At 68.7% G+C, this 24,860-nt stretch carries 27 protein-coding genes; 7 read left to right on the forward strand and 20 right to left on the reverse strand.

Annotation, left to right across the window (positions count from 1 at the left end):
- Positions 1-51 precede the first annotated feature (51 nt).
- The 8 genes from dprA to ACU6RU_RS06315 all read right to left on the reverse strand — a co-directional run bounded on the left by dprA (position 52) and on the right by ACU6RU_RS06315 (position 6,154).
- Positions 52-1,233, reverse strand: coding sequence for a DNA-processing protein DprA (gene dprA, locus ACU6RU_RS06280; RefSeq protein ID WP_446726138.1), 1,182 nt, complete (start codon positions 1,231-1,233; stop codon positions 52-54).
- A complete protein-coding gene (locus ACU6RU_RS06285) occupies positions 1,230-2,777 on the reverse strand; it encodes a YifB family Mg chelatase-like AAA ATPase (protein ID WP_120262700.1) in 1,548 nt (515 codons plus the stop codon). Before ACU6RU_RS06285 ends, dprA begins: the two co-directional genes overlap by 4 nt.
- Positions 2,774-3,136 carry a YraN family protein gene (locus tag ACU6RU_RS06290; RefSeq protein WP_446726139.1) on the reverse strand — a complete coding sequence of 121 codons (363 nt, stop codon included), beginning with the start codon at positions 3,134-3,136 and terminating at the stop codon, positions 2,774-2,776. The genes ACU6RU_RS06285 and ACU6RU_RS06290 overlap by 4 nt, the downstream gene beginning before the upstream one ends.
- 89 nt (positions 3,137-3,225) lie before the next feature.
- Positions 3,226-3,549: a DUF2469 family protein gene (locus ACU6RU_RS06295; RefSeq protein WP_023950963.1), complete on the reverse strand. Its 324-nt coding sequence runs from the start codon at positions 3,547-3,549 to the stop codon at positions 3,226-3,228.
- A 66-nt stretch (positions 3,550-3,615) separates the two neighbouring features.
- A complete protein-coding gene (locus tag ACU6RU_RS06300) occupies positions 3,616-4,275 on the reverse strand; it encodes a ribonuclease HII (RefSeq protein ID WP_446726140.1) in 660 nt (219 codons plus the stop codon).
- Entirely contained in the window at positions 4,272-5,015 is a 744-nt protein-coding gene (lepB, locus tag ACU6RU_RS06305) for a signal peptidase I (protein WP_289331394.1), read from the reverse strand. The genes ACU6RU_RS06300 and lepB overlap by 4 nt, the downstream gene beginning before the upstream one ends.
- A 141-nt stretch (positions 5,016-5,156) precedes the next feature.
- Positions 5,157-5,504 (reverse strand): 50S ribosomal protein L19, encoded by a 348-nt coding sequence (rplS, locus tag ACU6RU_RS06310; protein WP_023950969.1) that lies wholly within the window; start codon positions 5,502-5,504, stop codon positions 5,157-5,159.
- A gap of 155 nt (positions 5,505-5,659) precedes the next feature.
- The gene (locus ACU6RU_RS06315; RefSeq protein ID WP_446726141.1) at positions 5,660-6,154 is read right to left on the reverse strand and encodes an MFS transporter permease; all 495 of its coding nucleotides are present in this window, start codon (positions 6,152-6,154) and stop codon (positions 5,660-5,662) included.
- 52 nt (positions 6,155-6,206) lie between these two features.
- Here ACU6RU_RS06315 and map point away from each other — a divergent pair, with 52 nt between their 5' ends.
- Positions 6,207-6,989 (forward strand): type I methionyl aminopeptidase, encoded by a 783-nt coding sequence (gene map, locus ACU6RU_RS06320; protein ID WP_289331392.1) that lies wholly within the window; start codon positions 6,207-6,209, stop codon positions 6,987-6,989.
- 36 nt (positions 6,990-7,025) lie between these two features.
- Here map and trmD read toward each other — a convergent pair whose 3' ends face one another.
- The 4 genes from trmD to rpsP are packed head-to-tail and all read right to left on the reverse strand — an operon-like array spanning position 7,026 to position 9,005.
- Complete coding sequence (trmD, locus tag ACU6RU_RS06325) at positions 7,026-7,727, reverse strand: tRNA (guanosine(37)-N1)-methyltransferase TrmD (protein ID WP_120262706.1); 702 nt, start codon at positions 7,725-7,727, stop codon at positions 7,026-7,028.
- Position 7,728: 1 nt separating this feature from the next.
- Positions 7,729-8,346, reverse strand: coding sequence for a ribosome maturation factor RimM (gene rimM / locus ACU6RU_RS06330; protein ID WP_446726142.1), 618 nt, complete (start codon positions 8,344-8,346; stop codon positions 7,729-7,731).
- Position 8,347: 1 nt separating this feature from the next.
- Positions 8,348-8,578 carry an RNA-binding protein gene (locus ACU6RU_RS06335; RefSeq protein WP_023950977.1) on the reverse strand — a complete coding sequence of 77 codons (231 nt, stop codon included), beginning with the start codon at positions 8,576-8,578 and terminating at the stop codon, positions 8,348-8,350.
- Positions 8,579-8,582: 4 nt separating this feature from the next.
- Positions 8,583-9,005: a 30S ribosomal protein S16 gene (gene rpsP / locus ACU6RU_RS06340; protein ID WP_120262708.1), complete on the reverse strand. Its 423-nt coding sequence runs from the start codon at positions 9,003-9,005 to the stop codon at positions 8,583-8,585.
- A 183-nt stretch (positions 9,006-9,188) separates the two neighbouring features.
- Between rpsP and ACU6RU_RS06345 the strand changes: the two genes are divergently transcribed.
- Positions 9,189-10,358: a glutamate--cysteine ligase gene (locus tag ACU6RU_RS06345; RefSeq protein WP_289331390.1), complete on the forward strand. Its 1,170-nt coding sequence runs from the start codon at positions 9,189-9,191 to the stop codon at positions 10,356-10,358.
- A gap of 29 nt (positions 10,359-10,387) precedes the next feature.
- Here ACU6RU_RS06345 and ffh read toward each other — a convergent pair whose 3' ends face one another.
- Both ffh and ACU6RU_RS06355 read right to left on the reverse strand, forming a co-directional pair.
- Entirely contained in the window at positions 10,388-11,941 is a 1,554-nt protein-coding gene (ffh, locus tag ACU6RU_RS06350) for a signal recognition particle protein (RefSeq protein WP_289331389.1), read from the reverse strand.
- A gap of 61 nt (positions 11,942-12,002) precedes the next feature.
- On the reverse strand, positions 12,003-12,569 hold the full coding sequence (locus ACU6RU_RS06355) for a TetR/AcrR family transcriptional regulator (RefSeq protein WP_446726143.1): 567 nt from the start codon (positions 12,567-12,569) through the stop codon (positions 12,003-12,005).
- Positions 12,570-12,627: 58 nt separating this feature from the next.
- Between ACU6RU_RS06355 and lipB the strand changes: the two genes are divergently transcribed.
- Positions 12,628-13,266, forward strand: a complete 639-nt coding sequence (gene lipB, locus ACU6RU_RS06360) for a lipoyl(octanoyl) transferase LipB (RefSeq protein ID WP_120262712.1) — start codon at positions 12,628-12,630, stop codon at positions 13,264-13,266.
- A gap of 14 nt (positions 13,267-13,280) precedes the next feature.
- Complete coding sequence (gene lipA / locus ACU6RU_RS06365; RefSeq protein ID WP_446726144.1) at positions 13,281-14,288, forward strand: lipoyl synthase; 1,008 nt, start codon at positions 13,281-13,283, stop codon at positions 14,286-14,288.
- A 28-nt stretch (positions 14,289-14,316) separates the two neighbouring features.
- Here lipA and ACU6RU_RS06370 read toward each other — a convergent pair whose 3' ends face one another.
- From ACU6RU_RS06370 to smc, 4 genes are read right to left on the reverse strand one after another with little or no spacing between them, the layout of a single operon-like run.
- Entirely contained in the window at positions 14,317-14,760 is a 444-nt protein-coding gene (locus tag ACU6RU_RS06370) for an MSMEG_6728 family protein (RefSeq protein ID WP_120262713.1), read from the reverse strand.
- 1 nt (position 14,761) lies between these two features.
- Positions 14,762-15,262, reverse strand: coding sequence for a DUF2004 domain-containing protein (locus ACU6RU_RS06375; RefSeq protein ID WP_120262714.1), 501 nt, complete (start codon positions 15,260-15,262; stop codon positions 14,762-14,764).
- 60 nt (positions 15,263-15,322) lie between these two features.
- Positions 15,323-16,195 carry a signal recognition particle-docking protein FtsY gene (gene ftsY / locus ACU6RU_RS06380; RefSeq protein ID WP_120262715.1) on the reverse strand — a complete coding sequence of 291 codons (873 nt, stop codon included), beginning with the start codon at positions 16,193-16,195 and terminating at the stop codon, positions 15,323-15,325.
- 5 nt (positions 16,196-16,200) lie between these two features.
- On the reverse strand, positions 16,201-19,707 hold the full coding sequence (gene smc, locus ACU6RU_RS06385; RefSeq protein WP_446726145.1) for a chromosome segregation protein SMC: 3,507 nt from the start codon (positions 19,705-19,707) through the stop codon (positions 16,201-16,203).
- Between the two features lie 367 nt (positions 19,708-20,074).
- Between smc and ACU6RU_RS06390 the strand changes: the two genes are divergently transcribed.
- The 3 genes from ACU6RU_RS06390 (at position 20,075) to ACU6RU_RS06400 (ending at position 22,567) form a co-directional block, all read left to right on the forward strand.
- Positions 20,075-20,326, forward strand: a complete 252-nt coding sequence (locus ACU6RU_RS06390; protein ID WP_289331385.1) for a hypothetical protein — start codon at positions 20,075-20,077, stop codon at positions 20,324-20,326.
- A 46-nt stretch (positions 20,327-20,372) separates the two neighbouring features.
- The gene (locus tag ACU6RU_RS06395) at positions 20,373-21,491 is read left to right on the forward strand and encodes an N-acetyltransferase family protein (RefSeq protein WP_446726146.1); all 1,119 of its coding nucleotides are present in this window, start codon (positions 20,373-20,375) and stop codon (positions 21,489-21,491) included.
- Positions 21,492-21,568: 77 nt separating this feature from the next.
- The gene (locus tag ACU6RU_RS06400) at positions 21,569-22,567 is read left to right on the forward strand and encodes an asparaginase (RefSeq protein ID WP_446726147.1); all 999 of its coding nucleotides are present in this window, start codon (positions 21,569-21,571) and stop codon (positions 22,565-22,567) included.
- Between the two features lie 20 nt (positions 22,568-22,587).
- Here the strand turns inward: ACU6RU_RS06400 and ACU6RU_RS06405 are convergent, their stop codons facing one another.
- Together ACU6RU_RS06405 and ACU6RU_RS06410 are read right to left on the reverse strand one after the other, a co-directional pair.
- Positions 22,588-23,148 (reverse strand): 2'-5' RNA ligase family protein, encoded by a 561-nt coding sequence (locus tag ACU6RU_RS06405; RefSeq protein WP_289331382.1) that lies wholly within the window; start codon positions 23,146-23,148, stop codon positions 22,588-22,590.
- An 88-nt stretch (positions 23,149-23,236) separates the two neighbouring features.
- The gene (locus ACU6RU_RS06410; protein ID WP_446726148.1) at positions 23,237-24,766 is read right to left on the reverse strand and encodes an amino acid permease; all 1,530 of its coding nucleotides are present in this window, start codon (positions 24,764-24,766) and stop codon (positions 23,237-23,239) included.
- Positions 24,767-24,860 lie beyond the last annotated feature (94 nt).

Genomic DNA, 24,860 nt, shown 5'->3' on the forward strand with positions numbered 1-24,860 from the left:
GCATGACCGATCCTCAGGCACCGCGGGGCCAGGCTCGCGGAGACCCGGTCGTCAGGCTCCCTGCCGCCGCCACCCGCGTTCGTCTGACACGACCCGCCCGTCGAGCGTCATCAGTCCCAGCCAGGCGCTCACTTCCTCACCGGCGACGCCGGAGCGCCTCGCGATCTCCGCGACATCCCGCGGCGTTCGCGTGCTCAGTGCGTCGAGCACCCTCGTCGCATCGTCCGTGCGTCCGTCGGCGGCGGACTCCGCGTCACGTCGAGGCCCGTCTGACCATCCGATCATCTCCCGAACGTCATCCGCGCTCGTGATGCACCGCCCGTCGTACTCACGGAGGATCCGGTGGCAACCCGCCGACGCCGCAGAGGTGATCGGTCCCGGCACGGCGCCCAGCGCCCTCCCGAGCGCAGCCGCGTGCCCGGCGGTGTTCAACGAGCCCGACCGCCAGCCTGCCTCGATCACCACAGTGGCATCGGAGAGGGCGGCGATCAGCCTGTTGCGCTGCAGGAAGCGCCACTTCGTCGGGGCCGTGCCGCACGGCACCTCGCTCATCACCGCGCCGCGGCGCGACACGTTCGTCAGCAGTCCGGCGTGCCCGGACGGATATGCCTTGTCAACGCCCCCCGCCAGCACGGCGATCGTGCTGCCGTCGACGGCGAGACAGGCGCGATGTGCCGCCGCATCGATTCCGACGGCCGCACCCGAAACGATCGTCACGCCGGCGACGGCGAGCTCGCCCGCGATCTCGCCCGCCACCTGCACGCCGTACGCCGTCGCCGCGCGAGCGCCGACGAGCGCGATCGCTGCCCCGGGCGCGGCGAGAGCATCGGCCGCCCCTCTGACCCAGAGTACGGCGGGGGCATGAACGCCGAGTTCGTCGACCCTCTCCGGCCAGGCCGCATCACCCGGCACGATGAGTCGCACCCCGACGCGCTTCGCACGCTCGATCGCGTACGCGTGGTCGTCCTGCCGCGGGCGCCAGCGGGCACAGGCACGGCGCCAATCGCGCACGCTGAGGTCGAGTTCTTCGGGAGGGGCGTCGTCCCGCAGGGCCACCCGGAGCGCAGCGAACGCACCCAGACGCTGGATCGTGAGCCCTGCGATACCGTCGCCGGGCTCAGCCAGCACGGACCATCGCGCTCGCGCCCAGCGCTCGCGACAGCTCTCGGGATCGTCGAGGTCGCTGGCGGGCACGAGCCCCGTCAGCGCGACGCGGGCCTCCTCGTCGGTCACTGCTGAAGCCCCTTCTTGAGGAACAGCGCATGCCCGACGTCGCTCGCGGTGAGCCGCTCGCGGCCCGCGAGGTCGGCGACCGACCATGCCACTCGCAGCACCCGGTCATAGCCACGCAGCGTGAGCGCACCGCGGTGAAGTGCGGCGTCGAGCGGCGCGCGGACACGCGGTTCGGGAGCCAAAGGCCCGTCTCGCAGCCATGCTCCGGACACGGCGGCGTTGCTCCGCCACGGTGTCGCCCCCAACCGCTCGGCGGCACGCGAGCGTGCAGCCGCCACGCGCTGCCTGGCGGCATCGGTCGTGGTCTGCGCGGGACCTCGTGACGCCAGGTCGGCGAGCGAGACCCGCGAAAGCGAGAGCTCGATGTCGATGCGGTCCAGCAGCGGGCCCGAGAGCCGCCCCAGATAGCGGCGGATCGCGAGGGACGGGCACGAGCAACTGCCGCCACGGACGCCGTACTGTCCGCACGGGCAGGGGTTCGTGGCAAGCACCAGCTGGAACCTCGCCGGCAGAGTCGCCCGGAATCCCGCCCGGTGGATGTCGATCGACCCCGCCTCGAGCGGCTGACGCAGCGAGTCCAGCGCGTGAGCGCTGTACTCCCCGGCCTCATCGAGGAACAGCACTCCCCCGCTCGCCCGAGCGATCGCCCCCGGGCGGAGCGACCTGCTGCCGCCGCCCACGAGCGCTGCGACGCTGACGCTGTGATGCGGCGCCTCGAACGGAGGGATCCTGCTCAGATTCTCGACGACCGCGCCCGAGAGGGATCGGATCGACGCCACCTGCAGGGCCGTCTCGTCGTCGAGCGGTGGCAGGATTCCCGGTAGGCGGCGCGCGAGCATCGTCTTTCCGGCGCCGGGCGGACCGCTCATAAGCAGATGATGGCCGCCGGCTGCCGCGACGACGAGCGCGTCGATCGCCTCCTCCTGTCCACGGATGTCCGACAGGTCGTCGACGGGCGACTCACCGTCCCCGTGTCTGCCCTCGTTGACGGGAAGCGCGACTTCGGGCACCGCCTCATCGTCGCCGTCGACGTCGAGCCCATGCCAACGCGCCACACCGGCGAGGGTGCGGCACCCGACGACGCGGATCCCGTCGACGAGAGCGGCCTCCGCACGACACGCCTCGGGCACGATGACCGCACGGCGTCCCGCCCGGGCAGCGGCGATGACGGCGGGCAGGACGCCCGGCACGGGACGAAGCCGCCCGTCGAGCCCCAGCTCGCCGATGTGGACGGTGTCGACCAGTGACGCCGGATCCATCGGCAGTTCCGTCGCGAGCGCCGCGACGGCGATGGCGACATCGAAACCCGATCCCTGCTTCGGCAAGCTCGCGGGCGAGAGGTTCACCGTGACCCTGCGCCGCGACAGCGGCAGCCCGCTGTTCTGACAGGCGTTGTGCACACGCTGCTGCGCCTCGGCGAGGGCCCGATCCGCGAGGCCGACGATGCGGAACGCCGGCGTCTGGTTCGACAGGTCGGCCTCGACCTCCACGAGGTCGCCCGCGAGTCCCGTGAGCGAAACCGCCCACGTGCGACCGAGGCTCACCGCAGATCCTCGACATGCTCTATCACCGCCGAGTCGACGTCGTCACCCGTGATCCCGATGACGTCGAGGCGGATCCGCCTGCCCCGCACCTCACCCGGATGCGCGGCGATCCAGGCACATGCGAGGCGCCACAGCCGATCCTTCTTGCGCTCGTCCACCGCCTCGAACGGGTGCCCGTACGCGGCGCTGCGACGGGTCTTCACCTCGACGACGACGAGTTCGTCGCGCGACACCGCGACGATGTCGATCTCGCCCCGACGGTCACGCCAGTTACGGTCGAGGATCTCGTACCCGCGGAGGCTCAGATACCGCGCGGCCCGCTCTTCACCGGCTCGGCCCCGGTCGTCTTTCGCTGCCATACGAGAACTCTCGCCTGGCGACGTGCCGCCCAGGAGTCAGGGCTCCCAGACGGTGCAGAAGCGACGGGGCGCCGGTCTTGGGGAGGAGCTCAGCTGTCGAGCGAGAGCTCGTCGGGAAGCTCGAAGTCGCGACGCTGAAGCTCTTCGACGTTGACGTCCTTGAAGGTGAGCACGCGCACGGACTTCACGAAACGGTCGGCTCGGTAGATGTCCCAGACCCACACGTCGTTCATCGTGAGCTCGAAGTAGAAGTCGTGCTCGGTGTCGCGACGAACGACGTTGACGTCGTTCGCGAGGTAGAAGCGACGCTCGGTCTCGATCACGTACTGGAACTGCGACACGACGTCGCGGTACTCCTTGTAGAGCGCCAGCTCCAGCTCGCGGTCATAGTCTTCGAAGACTTCGTCATCCATGGTGCTTCCATCCTAGGCGGCGGCAGCACGCCGTGATCGTCCCCGGCCACCCCCGGCACGTCCGGCTCAGAACAGGGTCGGCGCGTCGGCGATCGCCCACGACGCCCGATGATGACGCGACAGCCCGTGGTCACGGATCGCAGCGCGGTGGACCGCGCTGGCGTATCCCTTGTTCCGCGCCCACTCGTACATCGGCGTCTCATCGTGAAGCCCGGTCATGTGAGCGTCGCGAGCCACCTTGGCGATGACCGACGCCGCCGCGGCGCTGGCGCAGTCCCGGTCGGCCTTGATGATCGTCTGAACGGTCATGCCCGGTCCGGCCATCGGGCTCACGTAGTCGTGATTGCCGTCCAGGATCACGACGGTCTCCGCGGCGAAGGGGTCGACGCCGTCGAGGCTCTGGATCGCGCGGACGGCGGCGAGCCCCAGGGCCCGCATGATCCCCATCTCGTCGATCTCGGCCGGCGTCGCCGACCCGACCGCAGACGCCATGACCCAGTCCGCGGCTCTCGCTGCCAGCTCGGGCCTGCGGAGCTCCGTGACGAGCTTGGAATCGCGCAGTCCTTCGGGGATGCGCCGGCGTGCGCCGCACGCGTCGAGCACGGCGGCGCCCACCGACACCGGCCCCGCGAGCGCACCGCGCCCCACCTCGTCGAGGGCGACGACGAGCTCGTACTCGCGCAGCAGCCGCCGTTCGACGGTCAGCCGGGGCGCGACGACGGTCATCGCGTCACAGGCGCGGGAACACCCGCGAAGGCGTCGTGGTGAAAATCGATGAGACCGAAACGGTCGAGCGGCCACGTGATGAGGAAGGCTCGTCCGACCACGTTGTCGAGCGGGACGAAGCCTTGCGAAGGCTGATCGCGGTTGTAGCGCGAGTCCCGCGAGTGATCGCGGTTGTCACCGAGCACCCACAGCGAGTTCTCCGGCACCGTCACATCGAACGGCACCTCCTGTGGAGCCGACTGCCCGTCGGCGAGCGACACGTACGACGACTCGTCGATCGGCACGTCGTTCACGGTGATCTGGCCGACGGCGTTGCAGCACACGACGTGGTCGCCCGGCATTCCGATGATGCGCTTGATGAGGTGGTCTTTGCTGTCGGGGGCTGACAGTCCGACGATCGAGAGCACCCAGTCCATCCCCTCCACGAGCGGGGGGCGCGCCGGCTCGACCGTCGCGGGGAGCCAACCGCCCGGATCACGGAAGACGACGACGTCGCCGCGCGCGTAGCCGCCGAATCGGGGCGTGAGCTGGTCGACGAGGATCCGGTCGTCCTTCAGCAGCGTGCGTTCCATCGACCCGGAGGGGATGTAGAACGAGCGGACGAGAAACGTCTTGACCAAGAACGACACCGCGAGTGCGATGGCGACGATCACCAGGACGTCGCGGAGCAGCAGGCCGAGGCGACGTGATCGTGAACGCGCGGGCTTCGGCGCCTGCGCGGCAAGGTCATCGGTGGTCATTCATCGCCTCTCATCCGACTCACCCGCCGGGGAGCCCTACCCAGGGTCGCACATTCCGCGGCCAACGCCGGTCACCGCGCAGCGCAGACGACGGATGCCCCGAGCCTGAGCCCGGGGCATCCAGAGAATGCGTCGCTGCTATCAGCGGTCGCGCTTCTCCTTGATCTTCGCCTTCTTGCCGCGCAGGTTGCGCAGGTAGTACAGCTTGGCGCGACGGACGTCACCGCGCGTGACGACCTCGATGTGGTCGATCACGGGGCTGTGGACGGGGAAGGTGCGCTCGACGCCGACCTGGAAGCTGATCTTCCGGACGGTGAAGGTCTCGCGCACGCCGTCGCCCGAGCGGCCGATGACGACGCCCTGGAAGACCTGGATACGCGAGCGGTTGCCCTCGGTGATGTTGACGTGCACCTTGACGGTGTCTCCGGGGGCGAATGCGGGGATGTCGCTACGCAGCGATGCTGCGTCGACGGAGTCGAGGATCTGCATGATCTGTTCTTCCTGCGACCGCCTCAGGTCGACCACGAAAAAGTTGAATAAGGATGCGGTGCCCCGGGCGCCCGCCGGGCGCCGCTCCCCTGAGGCAGAGAACTGTCAGGGCACAAGCGTCCATTCTGCCACGCCGCGCCCCGCGCACCAAAACGTCAGCTGTCGCTGCGCCGGACCTCTTCGATGATCACGATCTTCTCGTCGGGGAGACGCTCGGAACTCGGCCGCATCGCCTCACGGAGGTAGCTCGGATCGGTCGCCACCGAGAACAGCGAGACGGGGCGCGCTTCGCGGAAGAGTTGCCACAGCGAAACCCAGAAGACGGCGAGGAATGCGGCGACCGCTGCGAACAGCAGCGGCCAGAAGGCGCCAGCGGGGTAGAACCCGATCGCGATGATGAGCCCGTGCCACACGGCGAAGACCAGGACGTCCCACCACGACAGCATCCGGGAGTGCCGGACGGTGCCCCGAGCCCGCACGAGCAACGTGGTCACCAGCTGGCCGATCAACACGGCAGGCACTGCGATGAACAGCACCCACAGGAAGACCCAGCCACCCGCTCCAGAGATCGCCCAGCCGACGACGAGCCAGAGCGGCAGCACGACAGCTGCCGGGAGGAGCCAGGAGAAGAGTGCGCGTCGCAGCCACATGCTCCTGATGCTACGCCGGTCCGGCAGGATAGAACCTGAAGAGAGGATCACGATGATCGAGCTGCGCACACCTGCCGAGATCGAAGCGATGCGTCCGGCTGGACGCTTCGTCGCCGAGACGCTGGCGACCCTTCGCGACGAGACGAAGGTCGGGACGAACCTCCTGGCGATCGACCGGCGCGCGCACGAGCTCATCCGACGTGCCGGCGCTGAGTCGTGCTACATCGACTACCACCCGTCCTTCGGGGCGAGTCCGTTCGGCAAGGTCATCTGCACCTCGATCAACGATGCGGTCCTCCACGGCCTCCCCCACGACTATGCGCTGCGCGACGGCGACCTCGTCACGCTCGACTTCGCCGTCTCCGTCGACGGCTGGGTCGCCGACTCGGCGGTGTCGTTCGTGGTCGGCACCGCTCGTGACGAAGACCTCGCGCTCATCGACACGACCGAGCGCGCGCTTGACGCGGCGATCAGCGCCGCCGTCGTGGGCAACAAGATCGGCGACATCTCGCACGCCGTCGCGACGGTCGCCCGGGCCGACGGACTGTCGATCAACACCGACTTCGGCGGACACGGCGTCGGCCGCGAGATGCACGGCGATCCCCATGTCCCCAACGACGGCAAGCCCGGCCGGGGCTATCCGCTTCGCGCCGGCCTCGTCGTGGCGCTCGAGCCGTGGTTCCTGCAGACCACGGACAAGCTCATCACCGACGCGGACGGATGGACGTTGCGAAGCGCCGACGGATCGCGTGGGGCACATTCGGAGCACACCGTCGCGATCACGGCCGAGGGTCCCGTGATCCTCACCGACCGCTCTTTCCTCGGCGTCGACTGAGGGGCCGCGGCGGGCTCGTCCGATCCCGACGAGCGCTCAGTCCCCGAGGCCGCCGGGGAGCAGGTCGGGACGGCGCTCGCGCGTCCGCTCGACCCGCTGGGCGTGCCGCCACTCCGCGACGCGGCCATGATGTCCGCTGAGCAGGACGTCCGGGACATCGTGGCCACGCCACGATGCCGGCTTGGTGTACGAGGGGTACTCGAGAAGCCCGTCCTCGTGAGACTCCTCGACGAGGCTCTCGGGGTTGCCGACGACACCGGGGATGAGGCGACCGATCGCTTCGATCATCGCCATCGAGGCGACCTCTCCCCCGTTGAGGACGTAGTCGCCGAGGCTCATGAGGCGGACATCGCCGAGGGTCGCCGCGTAGGTGAACACGCGCTCGTCGATGCCCTCGTAGCGTCCGCAGCCGAACACCAGGTGCGAGGCTCCGCTGAGCTCACGCGCCGACGCCTGCGAGAACCGCTCCCCGGCGGGCGAGGGGAAGATGAACGTCGGCCGGTCGGCCGCATCCGCCACGATCGCATCGAGCGCGAGCCCCCAGGGCTCGGGCTTCATCACCATGCCGGCGCCGCCGCCGTAGGGGGTGTCGTCGACGGTCCGATGACGATCGGTGGCGTAGTCGCGCAGGTCGTGAACGCGGACGTCGAGGAGACCCGCGCCGCGGGCCTTGCCGAGGAGCGAAACCTCGAGGACGTCGAAGAACGCGGGGAAGATCGTGACGACGTCGACGCGCACGTCAGTCCTCGGCGCGGTCGTCGTCGCCCTCGGAGCCGGAAGCGGCTACGGCCGCGTCATCCGATTCCTCGACAGGCAGCTCTTCGAAGAGCCCGGCCGGTGGCGTCACGATCACGCGGCCCGCCGCGACATCCACTTCGGGCACGATCGCCTTGACGAACGGGACGAGGACCTCGGTGTCATCACCGTCGCGCTGGACGATCAGAAGGTCCTGCGCGGGGAAGTGGTCGACGCGTGCGATGCGTCCGACCTTCTGCCCGTCGCGGACGACGTCGAGGCCGACGAGCTGGTGGTCGAACCACGCGTCGTCCTCAGCAGTGGCGTCGCCGTCCTGGTCGACCCACAGGATGGCCTTCACGAGGCTCTCGGCGGCGTCGCGGTCGTTGACGTCCTCGAGGAAGAGGACGGGGTGCGAGTTCATCCACCGGAACTCGCGGACGGTCACGGTCTTGCCGTGCCACGGCGATGCTTCGGGGACTTGCAACGTGAACGTTGCGCCCGTCACGAAGCGACCGTCGGGATCGTCGGTGTAGAGCTCGAGCTTGAGCGCGCCCTTGAGCCCGTGCGCCTTGACGAGGCGCCCGACGCGCAGCTGAGTGCGAGCGGGTTCGGCGGCCATCTCAGTCGTCCGCGACGTCGACACGGACGCGCGTGCCGTCGGCCAGCGCGGAAATCAATGCTCGCAGCGCCTTGGCGGTGCGCCCGCCGCGCCCGATCACCCGTCCCCGGTCGTCGGGGTGCACGCGCACCTCGAGTACTTCGCCGCGGGGCGACGAGGAGGAACGGATGACGACGTCGTCGGGGTGATCGACGATCCCCTTGACGACGTGCTCGAGCGCGGCGGACAGCAACGGATTACTCCGCGTCGGTCGCGTCGGCGGCGGCCTCGTCGGCGGGAGCCTCGGCGGCGGGCTCCTCAGCCTTCTTCGCGGCCTGCGGCTTGATGACCGACTTCTTCGACGCGTCGGCGACGAAGTCGCCCTTGGCCTCGGCCGTGCGAACGGTCGAGACGGCGTTCTTGTCGCCCTTGAACTTGCCCCAGTCGCCCGTGAGCTTGAGCAGCGCGGTGACCTGCTCCGTCGGCTGCGCGCCGACCGAGAGCCAGTACTGGGCACGCTCGGAGTCGACCTTGATGACCGAGGGCTCTTCGGTCGGGTGGTACTGACCGATCTCCTCGATCACCCGGCCGTCGCGCTTGGTGCGCGAGTCGGCGACGACGATGCGGTAGTAGGGTGCGCGGATCTTGCCGAGGCGCTTGAGACGAATCTTGACAGCCACAATTCTCCTGAGTGGTGTGATGTGAAGTGAACGTCGCCTGGAGCGTGGGGTGCACACCCGGCGGGAGCTCTGAGGGTGGACCTTCTCGCCGGATAGAGGGTCGAGCGAGCGGTCCAACCGTCTATTTTGCCAGATGATGACGGTCGTCGCGAACCGCGCCGTAGCGCGTGTCAGACTGAGCGCATGACGGTCCCCTTCGCCACGTCTGCCCGCTCCTCCGTGGGCATCGAGTGGGAGTTGATGCTCGCCGACCGCGACACCGGAGATCTCGCGCCCCGAGCGCCCGAAGTGCTCGCCGAAGTGGAGGAATCCTCGGCGCTCGAGCGCTACACCATCACCGGCGAGCTGCTGACGAACACCATCGAGGTCACCAGCGGAGTCGGCGACACCGTCGCAGCCGCGGTCGATGACATCGACGACGCCATCCAGCGGGTGCGAGAGTTCGCCGCACCGCGCGGTCTCGAGATGCTGTGCGCCGGCAGCCACCCCTTCGCACGGTGGTACGAGCAGGAGATCACGGACAAGACCCGCTACCACAAGCTCATCGAGCGGACGCAGTGGTGGGGCCGCAACATGATGATCTGGGGAATCCACATCCACGTCGGCGTCGAGGACGTCAACAAGGTGTTCCCGCTGATCAACGCCCTCTCGGTCTACCTCCCCCATCTCCAGGCGCTCTCGGCGTCGAGCCCGTTCTGGGCGGGCGACCGCACCGGCTATGCATCCAACCGCGCCCTCGTCTTCCAGCAGCTGCCCACCGCCGGCCTGCCCTGGAGCTTCACGAAGTGGAGCGACTTCGAGGACTACCTCGACGGCATGGTGCGCACGGGTGTCATGGAGGACGCATCCGAGGTGCGCTGGGACATCCGCCCGGCGCCGAAGTGGGGAACGCTCGAGATCCGGGCGTGCGACGGGATGTCGACCCTTCCCGAGCTCGCCGCCGTGGCATCCCTCGTTCAGGTGCTCACCGAGCACCTCTCCCGCCAGCTCGACGAGGGGCGTGAACTTCCCACGATCCCGCCGTGGTTCGTCCGGGAGAACAAGTGGCGCGCAGCGCGGTACGGACTCGACGCACGTCTCATCGTCGATGCGGACGGCACTCAGCGGCACGTCGCAGACCACCTCCGCGACACGATGGCGGAGCTCGAGCCGATCGCCGAGGAGCTGCACTGCGCCCGCGAGTTCCGAGGGCTGAACACGATCCTCGATCAAGGGGCCAGCTATCTCCGGCAGACGCGCGTCGCGGATGCGGCCGACGGCGACCTCCGCGAGGTCGTGCAGCACCTCATCCGCGAGTTCCGCGACGGCCCGACGCTGCGCCAGCACCTGGCGCAGCCGGACGTCGGCCGCTGAGTCAGGGCCGCTGAGCCGGCCCCGCTGACTCAGCCCTTGCCGAAAAGCTTCTGGATTTCGGCGAGGTCGGCCTCGCTCGGCTGAGCCTGACCGCCGGTTCCGAGGCCGAAGCCCGAGCCGGTCGGCGCTGTGGCAGTCGCGAGGCCCGCATTCTCGGCGGCGCGCTTGGCCGGGTTTCCCGAACGCGAACCGCTTTTGCTCTTGGCCTGCTTGCCGCGCTTGCTCGACGCGCCGGGCTTCCCACCCATGGGTCCCATACCAGGGATGTTGGGCACGCCGCCTCGGGCCACCGTCTTCATCATCTTCGCGGCCTGCTCGAAGCGCTGCACGAGCTGGTTGACGTCGGTCACCGTCATGCCCGAGCCGCGGGCGATGCGCAGGCGGCGCGAGCCGTTGAGCACCTTGGGGTTGCGTCGCTCAGACGGCGTCATCGACCGGATGATCGCCTCGGTGCGGTCGATCTCGCGCTCGTCGAACTGCTCGAGCTGCTGTTTCATCTGCCCCATGCCCGGCAGCATGCCGAGCATCTTCTTCATCGAGCCCATCTTCTTCATCTGCTGAAGCTGGTCGAGGAAGTCCTCGAGCGTGAACTGCTCCTTGGCGAGCTTCTCGGCGACCGCGAGGGCCTCCTGCTCATCGAACGCCTGCTGAGCCTGTTCGATCAGGGTGAGGATGTCACCCAGGTCGAGGATGCGGCTGGCCATCCGGTCGGGGTGGAAGGGTTCGAGGTCGTCGAGGCCCTCACCCGTGGACGCGAAGATGATAGGCCGCTGCGTGACCGAGGCGACCGACAGCGCGGCGCCACCGCGGGCGTCTCCGTCGAGCTTCGAGAGGACGACGCCGGTGAAGTCGACACCCTCCTGGAACGCCTTCGCGGTGTTGACCGCGTCCTGACCGATCATCGCGTCGATGACGAACAGCACCTCGTCGGGATCGGTCGCCTTCCGGATCGAGGCCGCCTGCTTCATCAGCTCGGCGTCGACGCCGAGTCGTCCCGCCGTGTCGATGATGACCACGTCGTGCTGGTGACGGCGGGCGTGATCGACGCCGTCGCGCGCAACCCGCACGGGGTCGCCGACCCCGTTGCCCGGCTCGGGCGCGTAGATGGCCGCCCCGGCGCGCTCGGCGACGACCTGGAGCTGGTTCACGGCGTTCGGGCGCTGGAGGTCGCACGCGACGAGGAGCGGCGTGTGGCCGTCTTTCTCGAGCTGCTTGGCGAGCTTGCCTGCGAACGTGGTCTTACCCGAACCCTGCAGACCCGCGAGCATGATGACGGTCGGCGGGTTCTTCGCGAACTGCAGCCGCCGCTGTTCGCCGCCGAGGATGCCCACGAGCTCCTCGTTGACGATCTGGACGACCTGCTGCGCCGGGTTCAGCGCGCGGTTGACCTCGTCGCCGAGCGCGCGCTCGCGCACCTTGGCGGTGAACTCCTTGACGACCACGAGGGCGACGTCGGCGTCGAGCAGCGCACGGCGGATCTCACGGACGGTCTGGTCGACGTCAGCCGCCGAGAGCTTTCCTTTGGTGCGGAGGTTCCGGAAGGTCTCGGTGAGACGGTCGGAGAGCGTGCCGAAAGTTGCCATGATCCCTCGATTCTATGCGAGCGGGTGGCCGCCCGCGGGCACCGACCGCGGCTTCGGCCGCTCAGCGCCGGCGGACGACAGCGATCGCCCGGGCCATCTCCTGCGCCAGGTCGCTACGGCCCGCTCCCCCACGCGCCCACGACCGGACGGCACCCAGCACCGCACCGCCCCACGCGCCACCGAGGATGTCGGATTCGAGCCGGCCCGTCCCCGCGCGATGGAGCGTCTCCGCCACGGCGGCAGCGACCCGAGCGGAGCGCAGAGCCGCGTCGCGTGCGAGCTCGTCCGACAACCCCATCGCTGCATCGTTGACGATCGCCAGCGCCAGCGCATCGGGAGCGAAGCCCTGGGCGAGGTCGGCCACGGCCGCCGCGACGTCCTCGACGTCGGAGGCGGAGCGCAGAGCGCGCTCGAGTGCGTCGAGCCGCTCGTCGAGCCCCGACCACAGGACGGCGGACTTCGACGAGAAGTAATTGAAGAAGCTCGATCGACTGACGCCGGCGCGCCGTGTGATGTCAGCGACGGTCGTCGCGTCGTAGCCCTGCTCGAGGAACAACTCGCACGCAGCCTCGGCCAGCGTCTCGCGGGACGACACGCGGGGCCGGCCGGCGCGGGATCGGGACGTCACCATGACAGCCTAGGCGTGTCGTATTCTTGGACGCAGTCCAGTATCTCGAGGAGGATCCGTGCTCGACATCCGCGTCGTGGGGCTCGCCCCCGCCGTCGTCCCATATGCACAAGGCTGGGAGCTGCAGCGTCGTGTTCACGACGCTGTGGTCGCCGGCGGTCCGGACACACTCCTTCTGCTGGAGCACGAGGCGGTGTTCACCGCGGGAGCACGCACCTCCCCCGGCGAACGACCGACCGACGGGACCGCCGTGGTCGATGTCGACCGCGGCGGCAAGATCACCTGGCACGGGCCCGGGCAGCTGGTGGGCTATCCGATCCTCCGCCTCCCCGAGCCGGTCGACGTCGTCTCGCACGTGCGGAGACTCGAACGTGTCCTCATCGACGCTGTCGCCGAGCTCGGCATCTCGGCCCGTCAGGTGACGGGTCGTAGCGGGGTGTGGGTACGTGACGGCGGCCACGACGCGAAGATCGCGGCGATCGGCGTCCGCGTCCAGCGCGGCGTGACGATGCACGGCTTCGCCCTCAATTGCGACAACGACCTCGCGCCCTTCGACCAGATCATCCCCTGCGGCATCACCGATGCCGGGGTGGCCACGCTGTCGACGGTGTTGGGCGATGACATCTCGCCCGCATCGGCGCTCGACACCGTCACCCGCCACTTCCGCGCCGAGTTCGACACGGCGGTCGCAGCGTGAGCGGCGGCTGCGCCGTGCCCGCCGGCGCCCCGGCAGCGGGCGGGCCGGAGGGACGCAAGCTCCTGCGCCTCGAGGTGCGCAATGCCCAGACCCCGATCGAGCGCAAGCCCGAGTGGATCAAGACGAAGGCCCGGATGGGCGAGGAGTACCGCGCGCTTCACGACCTGGTCCGGGATGAGGGCCTGCACACGGTCTGCCAGGAAGCAGGATGCCCGAACATCTACGAATGCTGGGAAGACCGAGAAGCGACCTTCCTCATCGGCGGGTCGCAGTGCACACGGCGCTGCGACTTCTGTCAGATCGACACGGGGAAGCCCGCCGAGTACGACACCGACGAGCCGCGTCGCGTCGCCGAGAGCGTCCACCGGATGCAACTGCGCTACGCGACGGTGACGGGCGTGGCACGCGATGACCTCGCCGACGGCGGGGCGTGGCTGCACGCAGAGACGGTCCGTCGTATCCACGCCGACAACCCGGGTACGGGCGTCGAGATCCTCGCGACGGACTTCAACGGGGATGCCGCACAGCTCGACGAGGTGTTCGCGTCGCGGCCAGAGGTCTTCGCCCACAACGTCGAGACGGTCCCCCGTATCTTCAAGCGGATCCGACCAGCGTTCCGCTACGAGCGCTCGCTCGGAGTGATCACACGTGCCCGTGACGCCGGGCTCATCACGAAGTCGAACCTCATCCTCGGCATGGGCGAGACACCCGACGAGGTCGTCCAGGCTCTGCAGGATCTCCACGACGCCGGGACCGACATCATCACGATCACGCAGTACCTCCGCCCCACACCGCGCCACCTGCCCGTGGACCGGTGGGTGAAGCCCGAGGAGTTCGTCGGTTTCCGAGAGGAGGCCGAGCGCATCGGCTTCCTGGGGGTGCTTGCCGGCCCGCTCGTGAGATCCTCTTACCGCGCCGGACGCTTGTGGGCGCAGTCGATGGTCGCGAAGGGCCGCGACATCCCGCCGCACCTGGCACATCTCGCCGACTCGGCGCAGTCAGGATTCGCGCAGGCCGTCTGACGACCCGGGGGGCCTGGCCACGCCCCGCTCAGGTCGCGGTCGGGTCCGGCGGCCAGACATAGGGAAGGTCGTCGGGGACGTCACCGAAGCGCGGCCGGTAGTAGGCGGCATCCTTGCGCAAGAGGTTCGAGCGGTGAGACAGATGGAACGCCTCGTCGCCGAGCCACGGTGGCATCTCGAGATCACTCTCAGAGATTCCGTCGACATCGGGCGCGAACTCCCGCAGTTGCGGCCGGACCGTGTCGGCGCGACCGGCCGCGATCCACGCGTCGGTCATCGCAAGGCCGTACGCCGTCAGCGCCGGCAGATACCCTCGCCACATCTTTGCGGCCGGGTGGTTCCGCCAGCCATAGCCCGCCACAGTATTGGCGCGCAGGAGTTGCAACGTCTCGACCCGCTGCTTGCCGAGCCTCGCCATGTCGAGTACTGCCGCCGATTCTGAAAACGAGGGGTACGGCAGGAAGGTCTGCACGTCAGTCCGCGCTGGTGACCGACTGGATGCTGCCGTCGCTGGTGAGATTGACCAGAAGGACCTCTTCGGTCGAGTCGGGGTCGAGGGCATATTCGAGCACGGCGAACGGGTCGGATCCCCCATGCTCGTCGGCCAGGATCGTCATGCTGATCAGCTGAAGCGATCGGATGACGTCCATATGAACGTCGCCTGAGATGTCGACCAGGTACGACTCGATGTCTTCGCCGAGCTCCTCCTGCTGCTGGAGGATGAACTCGATCACCTCGCTCGTGCGATCGTTGAGCTCGGAGACCATGGCATTGCGGGCAGACAGGTCGATCGATTCGATCGCCGAGATCATCGCGGCAGCGACATCGAGGGCGGCGGCGGACACGTCATCCTGATCCGGAGCCGTCAGGTCGACGGTGACCGTCTGGTCACCGATCTCGACGTGATCCGACCAGAAGATCGATCCGTCCGGCCCCGACTCGAGGAGTCCGAAGTAGTCGTGCTCGATCGCCATGTGTTTATGAAACCAGCCGTGAGGGTGCGGGGGAAGTCCTGATGCGGCGCGGCGCGGGAGTCAATCGACGAGCGCCGACGCGAAGACGTGCGGGGTGAAGCCGGTGAGGTCGTTGATGCCCTCTCCTTGACCGAGCAGCTTGACGGGGATGCCGGTGCGCTCCTGCACCGCGAGGACGAATCCGCCGCGGGCGGAGCCGTCGAGTTTCGTGAGCACCAGGCCGGTCACTCCCGCGTGCTCGAGGAACGCCTCGGCCTGCATGACGCCGTTCTGACCGGTCGTCGCGTCGAGAACCAGCAGCACCTCGCTGATGGGTGCCTGCTTCTCGATGACGCGGCGGATCTTGGTGAGTTCGTCCATGAGCCCGCCCTTGGTGTGAAGGCGGCCGGCCGTGTCGACGAGCACGATCTCGGTGCCCGTCTGCTTGGCGTAGTCGATCGTCTGGAAAGCGACCGAAGCCGGATCCTGCCCTTCCTGTTGCGGGCGGACGATCTGAGCACCGCCGCGCTCGGCCCACGTCGCGAGCTGATCGACGGCAGCGGCGCGGAAGGTGTCGGCAGCGCCGACGACGACCGAGCGGCCGTAGCGCTGCAGGAACTTGGCGAACTTGCCGATCGTCGTGGTCTTGCCCACGCCGTTGACCCCGACGACCAGGACCACCGCGGGACGTTCGGTCAAGCGCAGAGTCGAGTCGAAGGCGGCGAACCGCTCCTCGAGCGTCTCCTTCAGCATCCGCTGGAGGTCGCGAGGGTCGGTCGTGCGGTAGCGCTCGACCTTGCCGCGCAGGTCGTCCACCAGGCGCTCGGTGATGTCGGGCCCGAAGTCGGCGGTCAGGAGCGCCGTCTCGAGGTCGTCCCACGTGTTCTCGTCGATGGTCGGCTTGACGAAGAGCCCGCGCAACGCGCGCGAGAGCGACCAGGGATTCTCGGCCATACCCCTCAGCCTACGGCGCCTGCACGCTCACGTACGCGCTGGCCCACGACCGCCGACACACCGTCCTGACGCATGGACACGCCGTAGAGGGCATCCGCGATCTCCATCGTGCGCTTTTGATGCGTGATCACGATGAGCTGACTCGACTCTCGGAGCTGCTCGAAGACGCCGAGCAGCCGCCCGAGGTTCGCATCATCGAGCGCCGCCTCGACCTCGTCGAGGATGTAGAACGGGCTCGGGCGCGCCTTGAAGATCGCCGTCAGCAGAGCCACCGCCGCGAGCGAGCGCTCGCCTCCCGAGAGCAGCGACAGCCGCTCGATCTTCTTTCCCACCGGTCGCACCGAGACCTCGATGCCGGTCGTCAGCGGATTGTCGGGGTCGGTGAGCGAGATGCTGCCCGTGCCGCCCGGGAACAGGATCGGGAACACCTCACCGAACGCGACCTTCGTGTCTTCGAATGCAGCCAGGAAGATCGTCTGCATGCGCTCGTCGAGCTCACCGATGATCGTCAGGAGATCCGCGCGCGTCTGCGTGAGATCGGCGAGCTGCTCGGTGAGGAACGCGTGTCGCTGCTCGAGCGCCGCGTACTCCTCCAGCGCCAGCGGATTCACGCGGCCGAGCTGCCCGAGCTTCCGCTCCGCGTCCGTCAGACGGCGGCGCTGAGTCGCCCGGTCGAATGGCACCGGCTCGCCGGAATCATCGAGGGCGGGCTGGTCCGGCCCGTATTCCGAAACGAGAATGTCCTCGTCGAAGCCCAGTTCCGACCCGACGCGTTCGAGCAGACTCGTCACGTGCAGCTTCTTCTCGTGCATCTGCATCTCGAGTCCGTGCACCGACTCGGTCAAGGCCGAGAGCCGGCTGCGCGCCGACTGATCCTGGCGGCGCAACTCGGCGAGCTCGCTCGTGATCTCGCTCCGCGCCTGCTCGGCCCTCCCCAGTTCCACGCGGGCTGCGGCGACGGACCTGTCGATCGATTCGAGCAGCGGCGGCAGTTGTGCGGCGACGGCATCCGCGATCGCACGCTGCTGCCGCCGGATGACGGCGCGTCGGGCGGCCTCGGCGGCGGCGGCGCGCTCTCGCTCGCGCTGGCGTTCGAGCTGAACCACGCGGGCCTCGCCGGCTCGCACGCGCTCTCGCAGGGTCTCGACGTCGAGGCGTGCGCGCATCTCGCGTTCGCGAGCCTGTTCGAGGGCTTCGAGGACACCGTCACGCGCCGATGCGTCGAGGATCGGGCGCGGCGCCGCAGCCGCCGCTGCGAGCGCTTCCTCGGCATCGCGGGCCGCTGTCTCGGCCTCGGTCGCGGCCGAGACGGCCGGTGCGATGCCTGCCTCGAGCCGGTCGCATTCTGCGATGGCCGCTTCGCACCGCACGGTGGCTCGGTTGAGCTTCTCCGCGTCGGCCGCGAGCGCCGCATCGTGGGCACGCAGCGTCTCGAGCGCTGTCCTCGTCCGGGCGCGAGCCTCGGTCCAGGCTGCCTGCGCATCGGTCAGCGACTCCCGGAGTGCATCGGCGACGACGGTCATCTCGCTCAGCCGGTCGGCCGCCGCGTCTCGCTCCGCGGCGAGTTCGAGACGTGACCGGCCCTCGCCGGATCCGGCTCGGACCGTGCGCCACGAGACCAGCTCGCCCTGCTTGGTCACGACGACGGCGCGTCCGCGTTCGCTCGCCGACCATGCATCGCGGATACGGACTGCTGTCTCGAGGTCATCAGCGACGAGCACGTGCTCGAGCTGGCCGACGACGCCGTCGGGCCCGCTGACGACATCGATCGCACGCACAGCACCCGGCACGGCGTCGACAGCCTCTCCCCGGTCGGCATGCGCGAGGACGATGTCGACGACACCGAGGTTGTCTTCGGCAGCGGTGGCTGCCGCCCGCAGCGCTGCGGGCACATCGGCGGCGAGCACGCCCTCGGCCAGCGCCCCCAGCGCCGCCGCGACAGGCGCTTCGTATCCCGGTTCCACCTTCAGGGCGTCGGCGACGAGTGACCGCAGCCCATCGTCGCCGCGCGACAGCAGATCGGCGGCCGCGTTGCGCACCTCGAGCGCCCGCCCGAGCGCAGCCGTCTGCGCCGTCAGCGACTCGACCTCGCGCTCGGCCGCGTGCAGCCGCTCCCGGATGCCCGCGAGCGTCGTCTCGGCCTCCGTCGCCTCACGCTGAGCGCGCTCGTACGCAGCCGTGTGCTCGGCGGAGCTCGCCTCGGGAGCCGCTTCGGACTGGACCTGCTCGAGGGCCGCCTCAGCCTCCGCGCGCCGCGTGCGTGCGGCGTCCAGCCCCCGCTGCTGCCGTTCGACCGTCGCGCGCAGGGCTTCCAAGCGCGACGCGGCGGCGTCTGCTCGGCCGCGGAGCTTGGTCAGCCGCATGTCGTGCTCGGAGACGAGGGCGCTCTGCGCGGCGATGTCGGAGTCGAGAGCATCCAACTCGGCACGCGCTCGGATCACATCCCGGGATGCCGCGGCGGCGGCATCCTGCGCGTCGCCGACGCCCGAAGCGATCTCGTCGACCTCCTCGCGGGCCTCGTCGATCGCCGCCTGTCCCACCGTGGCGACCTCGATCGAGAGCTGGCCGTCGTCTTCGAGGAGCGCGCGACGCTGCGCTGCGAGCGTGTGCAATCCCCGTACCCGTTCCTGCACCTGCTCGAGCGCGAACGCGGTGGCTCGTGCCCGGTCGACCGCCTCGGACCGCTGCTCGGCCTCGAGCTCGTCGATGCGTCGTTTCACACCGTCGAGCCGGTCCTGCAGCACGAGCCTTTCGGAGTGGCGCTCGTGTTCGTCGCGGGCATGATCGGCGAGCTGAGCGCGAAGCGCGACGAGGTCGTCGGCGAACAGGCGTGCCTTCGCATCTCGGACGACAGCGGCGATCGTCGCTGCTTCGCGTGCGATCTCCGCCTGTTTGCCCAGGGGCTTCAGCTGCCTCCGCAGCTCGCCGGCCAGATCGCTCAGCCGCGTGAGGTTCGCCTCCATCGCCTCGAGCTTGCGGACCGTCTTCTCTTTGCGACGGCGGTGCTTGAGGATGCCCGCCGCCTCCTCGATGAAACCGCGTCGGTCCTCGGCGCTCGCTTGCAGCACGGTGTCCAATCGGCCCTGCCCGACGATCACGTGCATCTCGCGGCCGAGGCCGGAGTCGCTCAGCAGCTCCTGCACGTCGAGCAGCCGGCACGTCTCGCCATTGATCGCGTACTCGCTGGATCCGTTGCGGAACAGCGTGCGACTGATCGTCACCTCGGCGTACTCGATCGGAAGCACGCCGTCGTGATTGTCGATCGTCAGCTGAACCTCGGCGCGGCCGAGCGGGCCGCGCGTCGCGGTGCCGGCGAAGATGACGTCTTCCATCTTCCCGCCGCGGAGGGTCTTGACCCCCTGCTCGCCCATGACCCAGGCGAGAGCGTCGACGACGTTCGACTTGCCCGAGCCGTTAGGCCCGACGATGCAGGTGACCCCCGGCTCGAGCACGAAAGTGGTCGGTTGGGCGAACGACTTGAAGCCCTTGAGCGTGACGCTCTTCAGGTGCATGTCGGGCCCTCCCGGCGCTCGGCGGATGCCCACACGCTACCGGAGGATGACGGGGCGGACTTGACGCCGCACCGCAAGGACCGCTAGCGTCACTTCCCGCATCCCTGACGAAAGGAGGTTCCCCGATGTTGATTTCTGTCACCGCGTTTAACGCTGTTGCTGTTCGTTCCGAGCACCGCGACCGTTTCTCCTGCGCGATCGGTGGAGCCGCCGTCACGGGTGCTCCGCTGAACGTCTGAGTCTGCGAGTCCCTCGCCCCGTTCTGCCTCTCTGCCCGCGCGATCGTTCGCGTCGGTCGCAGCCGACGGCTGCACCTGCGACACACATCGTCGCCATCGCACGTCCGCCCTCTTCGAACGAGGACACCATGAACACCGTCGTACAACGACGTCCCGAGGTCGCGCCTGCGCGGCCTGCCATTTCCGAGCAGACGGTTCTCGGCCGTCCGACCCTCGCCCAGCGCCTTGCGCTGCGCATCGCACTGCGCCTCATCGTGTGGAGCGCGAACCGCGGCGCCAGCTCTGCTCCCGAGGTCGCGTACCGCCGCGAACAGCTCGCCGCCCGCGAGGCGCGCGAGCGGCACTGGGAACGCGCGTACCTGCTCACTCCCTACCGTTGATCCGCGGGGGTCTCGGTGACGAGACCCCCGCCGCCGAAAGAGAATTATGAACGACATCACTGCGCGGCTCGAGCTGCGCCCCCTCCGCATCCCCGAGAGCATCGACGCACCGGACGCCGCGGATTTCTGCGAGATGGTGCGCGTGCGCAATCTCGTGTACCGCGAGATCACCGGCGGCGATGACGATACCGCCCGCCCCGACGAGCTGCTCCCCCACTATCGCCCGAGCCCAGACGAGACGAGATTCAGCTGGCTTGCGGTGTGGGACGGCAGAGTCGTCGGGCGCGTGGGGCTCGACATCCCCCACGAAGCCGGATCCGACAGCGCGTACTCGCTCATCGAACTCCTGCGCGAGGTCCACGGACTCGGCATCGGTTCGCAGGCCCACGCGCTCGTCGAGCGGACCGCCCGCGCCCATGGCCGCCACGTTCTGCAGACGTATGCCGAGCATCCCGACCAGCCGGGCGACAGGCTGGCCGCACCGACGGGGTACGGCGACATTCCACGCGACCATGCCGCGCGCTTCCTGCTGCGTCACGGCTACACGCTCGAGCAGATCAACCGGAAGAGCGTGCTCGATCTGACCGACTCCGCCGCCGTCGTCGATGAGCACCTGGCGAGAGCCACGGTGGCGGCCGCCGGGTATCGCGTCGTGCGATGGACCGCGCCGACGCCGCCGGAGTTCGTCGAAGGGTACGCCTGGCTCAAATCGCGCATGTCGACCGACGCCCCCGCCGCCGGCCTCGAGGTGGACGAGGAAGAGTGGGATGCCGCGCGCCTGGCCCGCCACGATGCGCGTTACGTCGAAGCGGAGCAGACACTGCTCGTGACTGCGGCGCAGCACGTCGAGACTGGCGAGCTCGCGGCCTTCAACGAGCTCATGATCAGCTCCGACCGCACCGGCGCGACCCACCAGCACGACACGCTCGTGGCGGCGTCCCACCGGGGCCACCGCCTCGGAATGCTCGTGAAGTGCGCGGGGCTCGTCGCGTGGCGCGACATCGCCCCCGATACACCCCGCGTCATCACCTACAACGCCGAAGAGAATCGCCCGATGCTCGACATCAACGAGGCAATCGGCTTCCGACCGGTGTCGTACGAAGGGGCGTGGAAGAAGCGGCTTTCGGATGACGCCGGGAGTGGCGCAGAGCGGACTTCGGCGTAATCTGTCAGGCAGCTATGCTGGTTTAGCCGGCATAGCTGCCTGCGCGCCGTTAAGACGAGAGATCGGGGCCGATAACGATGACCACCGCACCTGCACTGGCCCGCCCCGTGCGCCACATTCCGCTGGTCGAGGTCACCCGTGGCCCGCTCATCGAGGGGGTGCACTACGGCTCGTTCGCCGTCGTCTCCCCCGAGGGACATGTGCTCGCCGAGGGTGGAGACGGCGCAGCGCCGATGTACCCGCGCTCCGCGTTGAAGCCGCTGCAGGCCGTCGCGATGGTCCGTGCCGGCCTCGATCTGCCGGATCACCTGCTCGCGTTGAGCGCGGCCAGCCACTCGGGCGCCCCGATTCACCGCGCCGGCGCGCGGGAGATCCTCGAGATGCACGGGACGGATGCCGCCGCGCTGCGCAACGTGCAGGACCTGCCCTATTGCGTCGCGGAACGCCTTGTGTTCGTCCGCGGAGGCGGCGAACCGTCCCGGCTCGCACAGAACTGCTCGGGCAAGCACGCGGCCATGATCGCCACCTGCCTGATAAATGGGTGGTCGACGGACGACTACCTTCGAGCCGACCACCCACTGCAACGGCTCGTCGAGGCAACGGTCGCGGACCTCACCGGCGAACGCGCGGTCGCAGTCACCGTGGATGGCTGCGGCACCCCGCTTCTCGCCCACTCACTCCGGGGGATGGCACGCGCTTATGCCCGGCTCGCCACCGCACCCGACCATACGGCGGAGGCGCGGGTCGCGGCCGCGATGCGCGCGTTCCCGCAGATGGTGGCCGGGGAAGAGCGCGACGTCACGACGATGATGCGCGCCGTGCCGGGGTTCATCGCCAAGGACGGCGCAGAGGGCGTACAGCTGGGCGGACTCGCGACTTCCGCTGTCGGTATCGCCGTCAAGGTCTCAGACGGCGGCGATCGCGCACGATCGACCATCACCGCCAGCATCCTCGAGGCGCTCGGGGTCGATCAGCACGCGCTCACGCAGCTCCGGAGCGCACCCGTACTCGGCGGCGGCGAGCCGGTGGGCACGCTGCGCACAGTCGCCGGCATCGTTCCCCGCCTGAACGCCTAGGGCGCGCCTCCATCCCATCCTCAGGATGACCGCAAGGCGAAGCTGTCGATGTGCTCGCCGTCGTCGTCGTACCAGACGAAGTCGACAGATGAGACACGCTCACGCGGAGAGGACGTCACTGCTCGCGCACTCGCCGCGAGGACGTCGTGCCACTCCTGCTCGTCGAGCGCACTCGCGTACGCGATTGAGAGGTGGAACACCCAGTCGTCGAGCGGAAGCTCCCCGATCCGGCGAACATCGGTGGCGTCGAGCAGCTCGGTCAAGCTCGAGTACGCCTCGGTCAGGGATTTCGTACGCGCAAGCCGCGCGATGAGGACTGCGAACGGGGGCGGGAACCCGTCGATCGCATCGACGATCAGGTCGATCGGCGTCATGGCGTCGGCCCATGACTCGATGAGGTCCCGCACCACGTGCACTCGGTCCGGCTCGTAGAGCCCGCGGAGTGTGACGTGCCCGGTGTTCGGGTGCGGCGTCGAGCCTGGCAGCCGCGTCAGAAGCTTCGACTGCTCGCTCTCGTAGAAGGCCGCCACCGCGACTGTCGGCCTGAGAACGATGTACTGCTGGCCACGCAGTGACGCCAACAACCCAGGCTCCGTCATGTAAGGGGTCAGCATCCGGGGCACTCCGATCCTTGTCGCGTCAGGAGAAACTACCGCTCGCAGCTCGGTCCTAACCCCTTGTTACAGGCCGCGCCGACGGGGCCTCATCCTCACCGAACGGACTCGGCACGACGGGGTAGACCCCGGTGTACCCCTCCCGTGAGGCGGCGATCTGTGCGATGCGCCGACGACACGCGAACCATCCCGCCGCCATGCCGGCTGACATGACGGCCGTCACGACCATCGTCTGTGGAGACGACACGAAGGTCATGACGAGCACGAACAGCAGGAAGAGCAGTGTCAGGTACCCGGTGTACGGGGCGCCGATCATGCGGAAGGACGGGCGGACCATCGCTCCCCGGTCGCTCAGGTGTTTCAGCCGCAGCTGACAGACGATGATGGTCGCCCAGGTGACGACGATGCACACGGCCGAAACGTTGAGCACGGTCTCGAACGCCTCCGACGGCGCCACGTAGTTCAGGAAGACCCCGACCAGCGCGACAACGGCGGTGAGCAGGATGCCGCCGTACGGCACACCCGCACGGCTCATCCGGTTCGCGAACCTCGGCGCCGACCCTGCCGACGACATGGACCGGAGGATGCGGCCGGTGGAGTACAAGCCGGCGTTCAGCGAGGACAGCGCCGCCGTGAGGACCACGAAGTTCATCAGCGTATCCACGCCCTGCACGCCGATGGAGGCGAAGAAGGTGACGAACGGGCTCTCCCCCGCGCTGTACGCGGTGTACGGCAGCAGGAGGGCCAGCAACAGCACGGAGCCGACGTAGAAGATCACGATGCGGATGATCACGGCATTGATGGCGCGCGGCATCACCTTCTCCGGGTTCTTGGTCTCGCCGGCCGCGGTGCCGATCAACTCGATCGACGCGTAGGCGAAGATGACGCCCTGCATCACCAGGATCATGGGCAGCAGCCCGTTGGGGAAGAAGCCGCCGTTGCCCGAAAGCAACGCGAAACCGACGTCCTGACCGTCGATCGGCGTACCGAAGAACACGAAGTACGCACCGACCGCGAGGAAGCTGACGAGCGCACCGACTTTGATGAATGCGAACCAGAACTCGAGCTCACCGAACACCTTGACGGAGAGCAGGTTGAGGGTGAGCACCAGGACGAGAGCAGTCAGAGCCCAGACCCATTGGGGCACCGCACCGATCCACGGGACGTACTTTCCGAAGAAGTTCATGTACAGGGCAGCGGCGGTGATGTCGACGATCGCCGTCGTCGCCCACGACACCCAGTAGAACCATCCGGACACGAAGGCGGCCTTCTCTCCGAAGAACTCTCGGGCGTAAGACACGAACGAGCCCGACGACGGCCGGTGGAGCACCAGCTCCCCGAGTGCGCGGAGGATGAAGAACGCGAAAAGACCGCAGAGGGCGTAGGACAGCACGAGAGACGGCCCCGCGGTCTCGAGCCGGCCACCGGCGCCGAGGAAGAGCCCGGTCCCGATCGAACCGCCGATCGCGATCATGTTGATCTGGCGGGCAGACAGATTCTTGCTGTAGCCCTTTTCCTCGTTCACCAGCGCGGCATCCGACACGTCTTCCCTCGCCTCGTTGCGAGGGGCTTCACTGCTGGACATCTCTTCCTCTCAGAAGGTTCAGCCGGTTGCTGAACCGGCCTGTTTCGGGCACGCCGATAGACGGCACGCTGCGGATGGTGGAACAACGCGGTGT

The sequence above is a fragment of the Microbacterium sp. F1-18 genome (genome assembly GCF_052921305.1).

Bases quoted from the DNA above. Each gene is read 5' to 3' on its own strand.
- ACU6RU_RS06290 (WP_446726139.1), bottom strand. From the start codon at position 3,136: ATGGCAGCGAAAGACGACCGGGGCCGAGCCGGTGAAGAGCGGGCCGCG.
- ACU6RU_RS06295 (WP_023950963.1), bottom strand. From the start codon at position 3,549: ATGGATGACGAAGTCTTCGAAGACTATGACCGCGAGCTGGAGCTGGCG.
- ACU6RU_RS06300 (WP_446726140.1), bottom strand. From the start codon at position 4,275: ATGACCGTCGTCGCGCCCCGGCTGACCGTCGAACGGCGGCTGCTGCGC.
- lepB (WP_289331394.1), bottom strand. From the start codon at position 5,015: ATGACCACCGATGACCTTGCCGCGCAGGCGCCGAAGCCCGCGCGTTCA.
- rplS (WP_023950969.1), bottom strand. From the start codon at position 5,504: ATGCAGATCCTCGACTCCGTCGACGCAGCATCGCTGCGTAGCGACATC.
- ACU6RU_RS06315 (WP_446726141.1), bottom strand. From the start codon at position 6,154: ATGTGGCTGCGACGCGCACTCTTCTCCTGGCTCCTCCCGGCAGCTGTC.
- map (WP_289331392.1), top strand. From the start codon at position 6,207: ATGATCGAGCTGCGCACACCTGCCGAGATCGAAGCGATGCGTCCGGCT.
- rimM (WP_446726142.1), bottom strand. From the start codon at position 8,346: ATGGCCGCCGAACCCGCTCGCACTCAGCTGCGCGTCGGGCGCCTCGTC.
- ACU6RU_RS06345 (WP_289331390.1), top strand. From the start codon at position 9,189: ATGACGGTCCCCTTCGCCACGTCTGCCCGCTCCTCCGTGGGCATCGAG.
- ffh (WP_289331389.1), bottom strand. From the start codon at position 11,941: ATGGCAACTTTCGGCACGCTCTCCGACCGTCTCACCGAGACCTTCCGG.
- ACU6RU_RS06375 (WP_120262714.1), bottom strand. From the start codon at position 15,262: ATGGCGATCGAGCACGACTACTTCGGACTCCTCGAGTCGGGGCCGGAC.
- ftsY (WP_120262715.1), bottom strand. From the start codon at position 16,195: ATGGCCGAGAATCCCTGGTCGCTCTCGCGCGCGTTGCGCGGGCTCTTC.
- smc (WP_446726145.1), bottom strand. From the start codon at position 19,707: ATGCACCTGAAGAGCGTCACGCTCAAGGGCTTCAAGTCGTTCGCCCAA.
- ACU6RU_RS06390 (WP_289331385.1), top strand. From the start codon at position 20,075: ATGAACACCGTCGTACAACGACGTCCCGAGGTCGCGCCTGCGCGGCCT.
- ACU6RU_RS06395 (WP_446726146.1), top strand. From the start codon at position 20,373: ATGAACGACATCACTGCGCGGCTCGAGCTGCGCCCCCTCCGCATCCCC.
- ACU6RU_RS06400 (WP_446726147.1), top strand. From the start codon at position 21,569: ATGACCACCGCACCTGCACTGGCCCGCCCCGTGCGCCACATTCCGCTG.
- ACU6RU_RS06410 (WP_446726148.1), bottom strand. From the start codon at position 24,766: ATGTCCAGCAGTGAAGCCCCTCGCAACGAGGCGAGGGAAGACGTGTCG.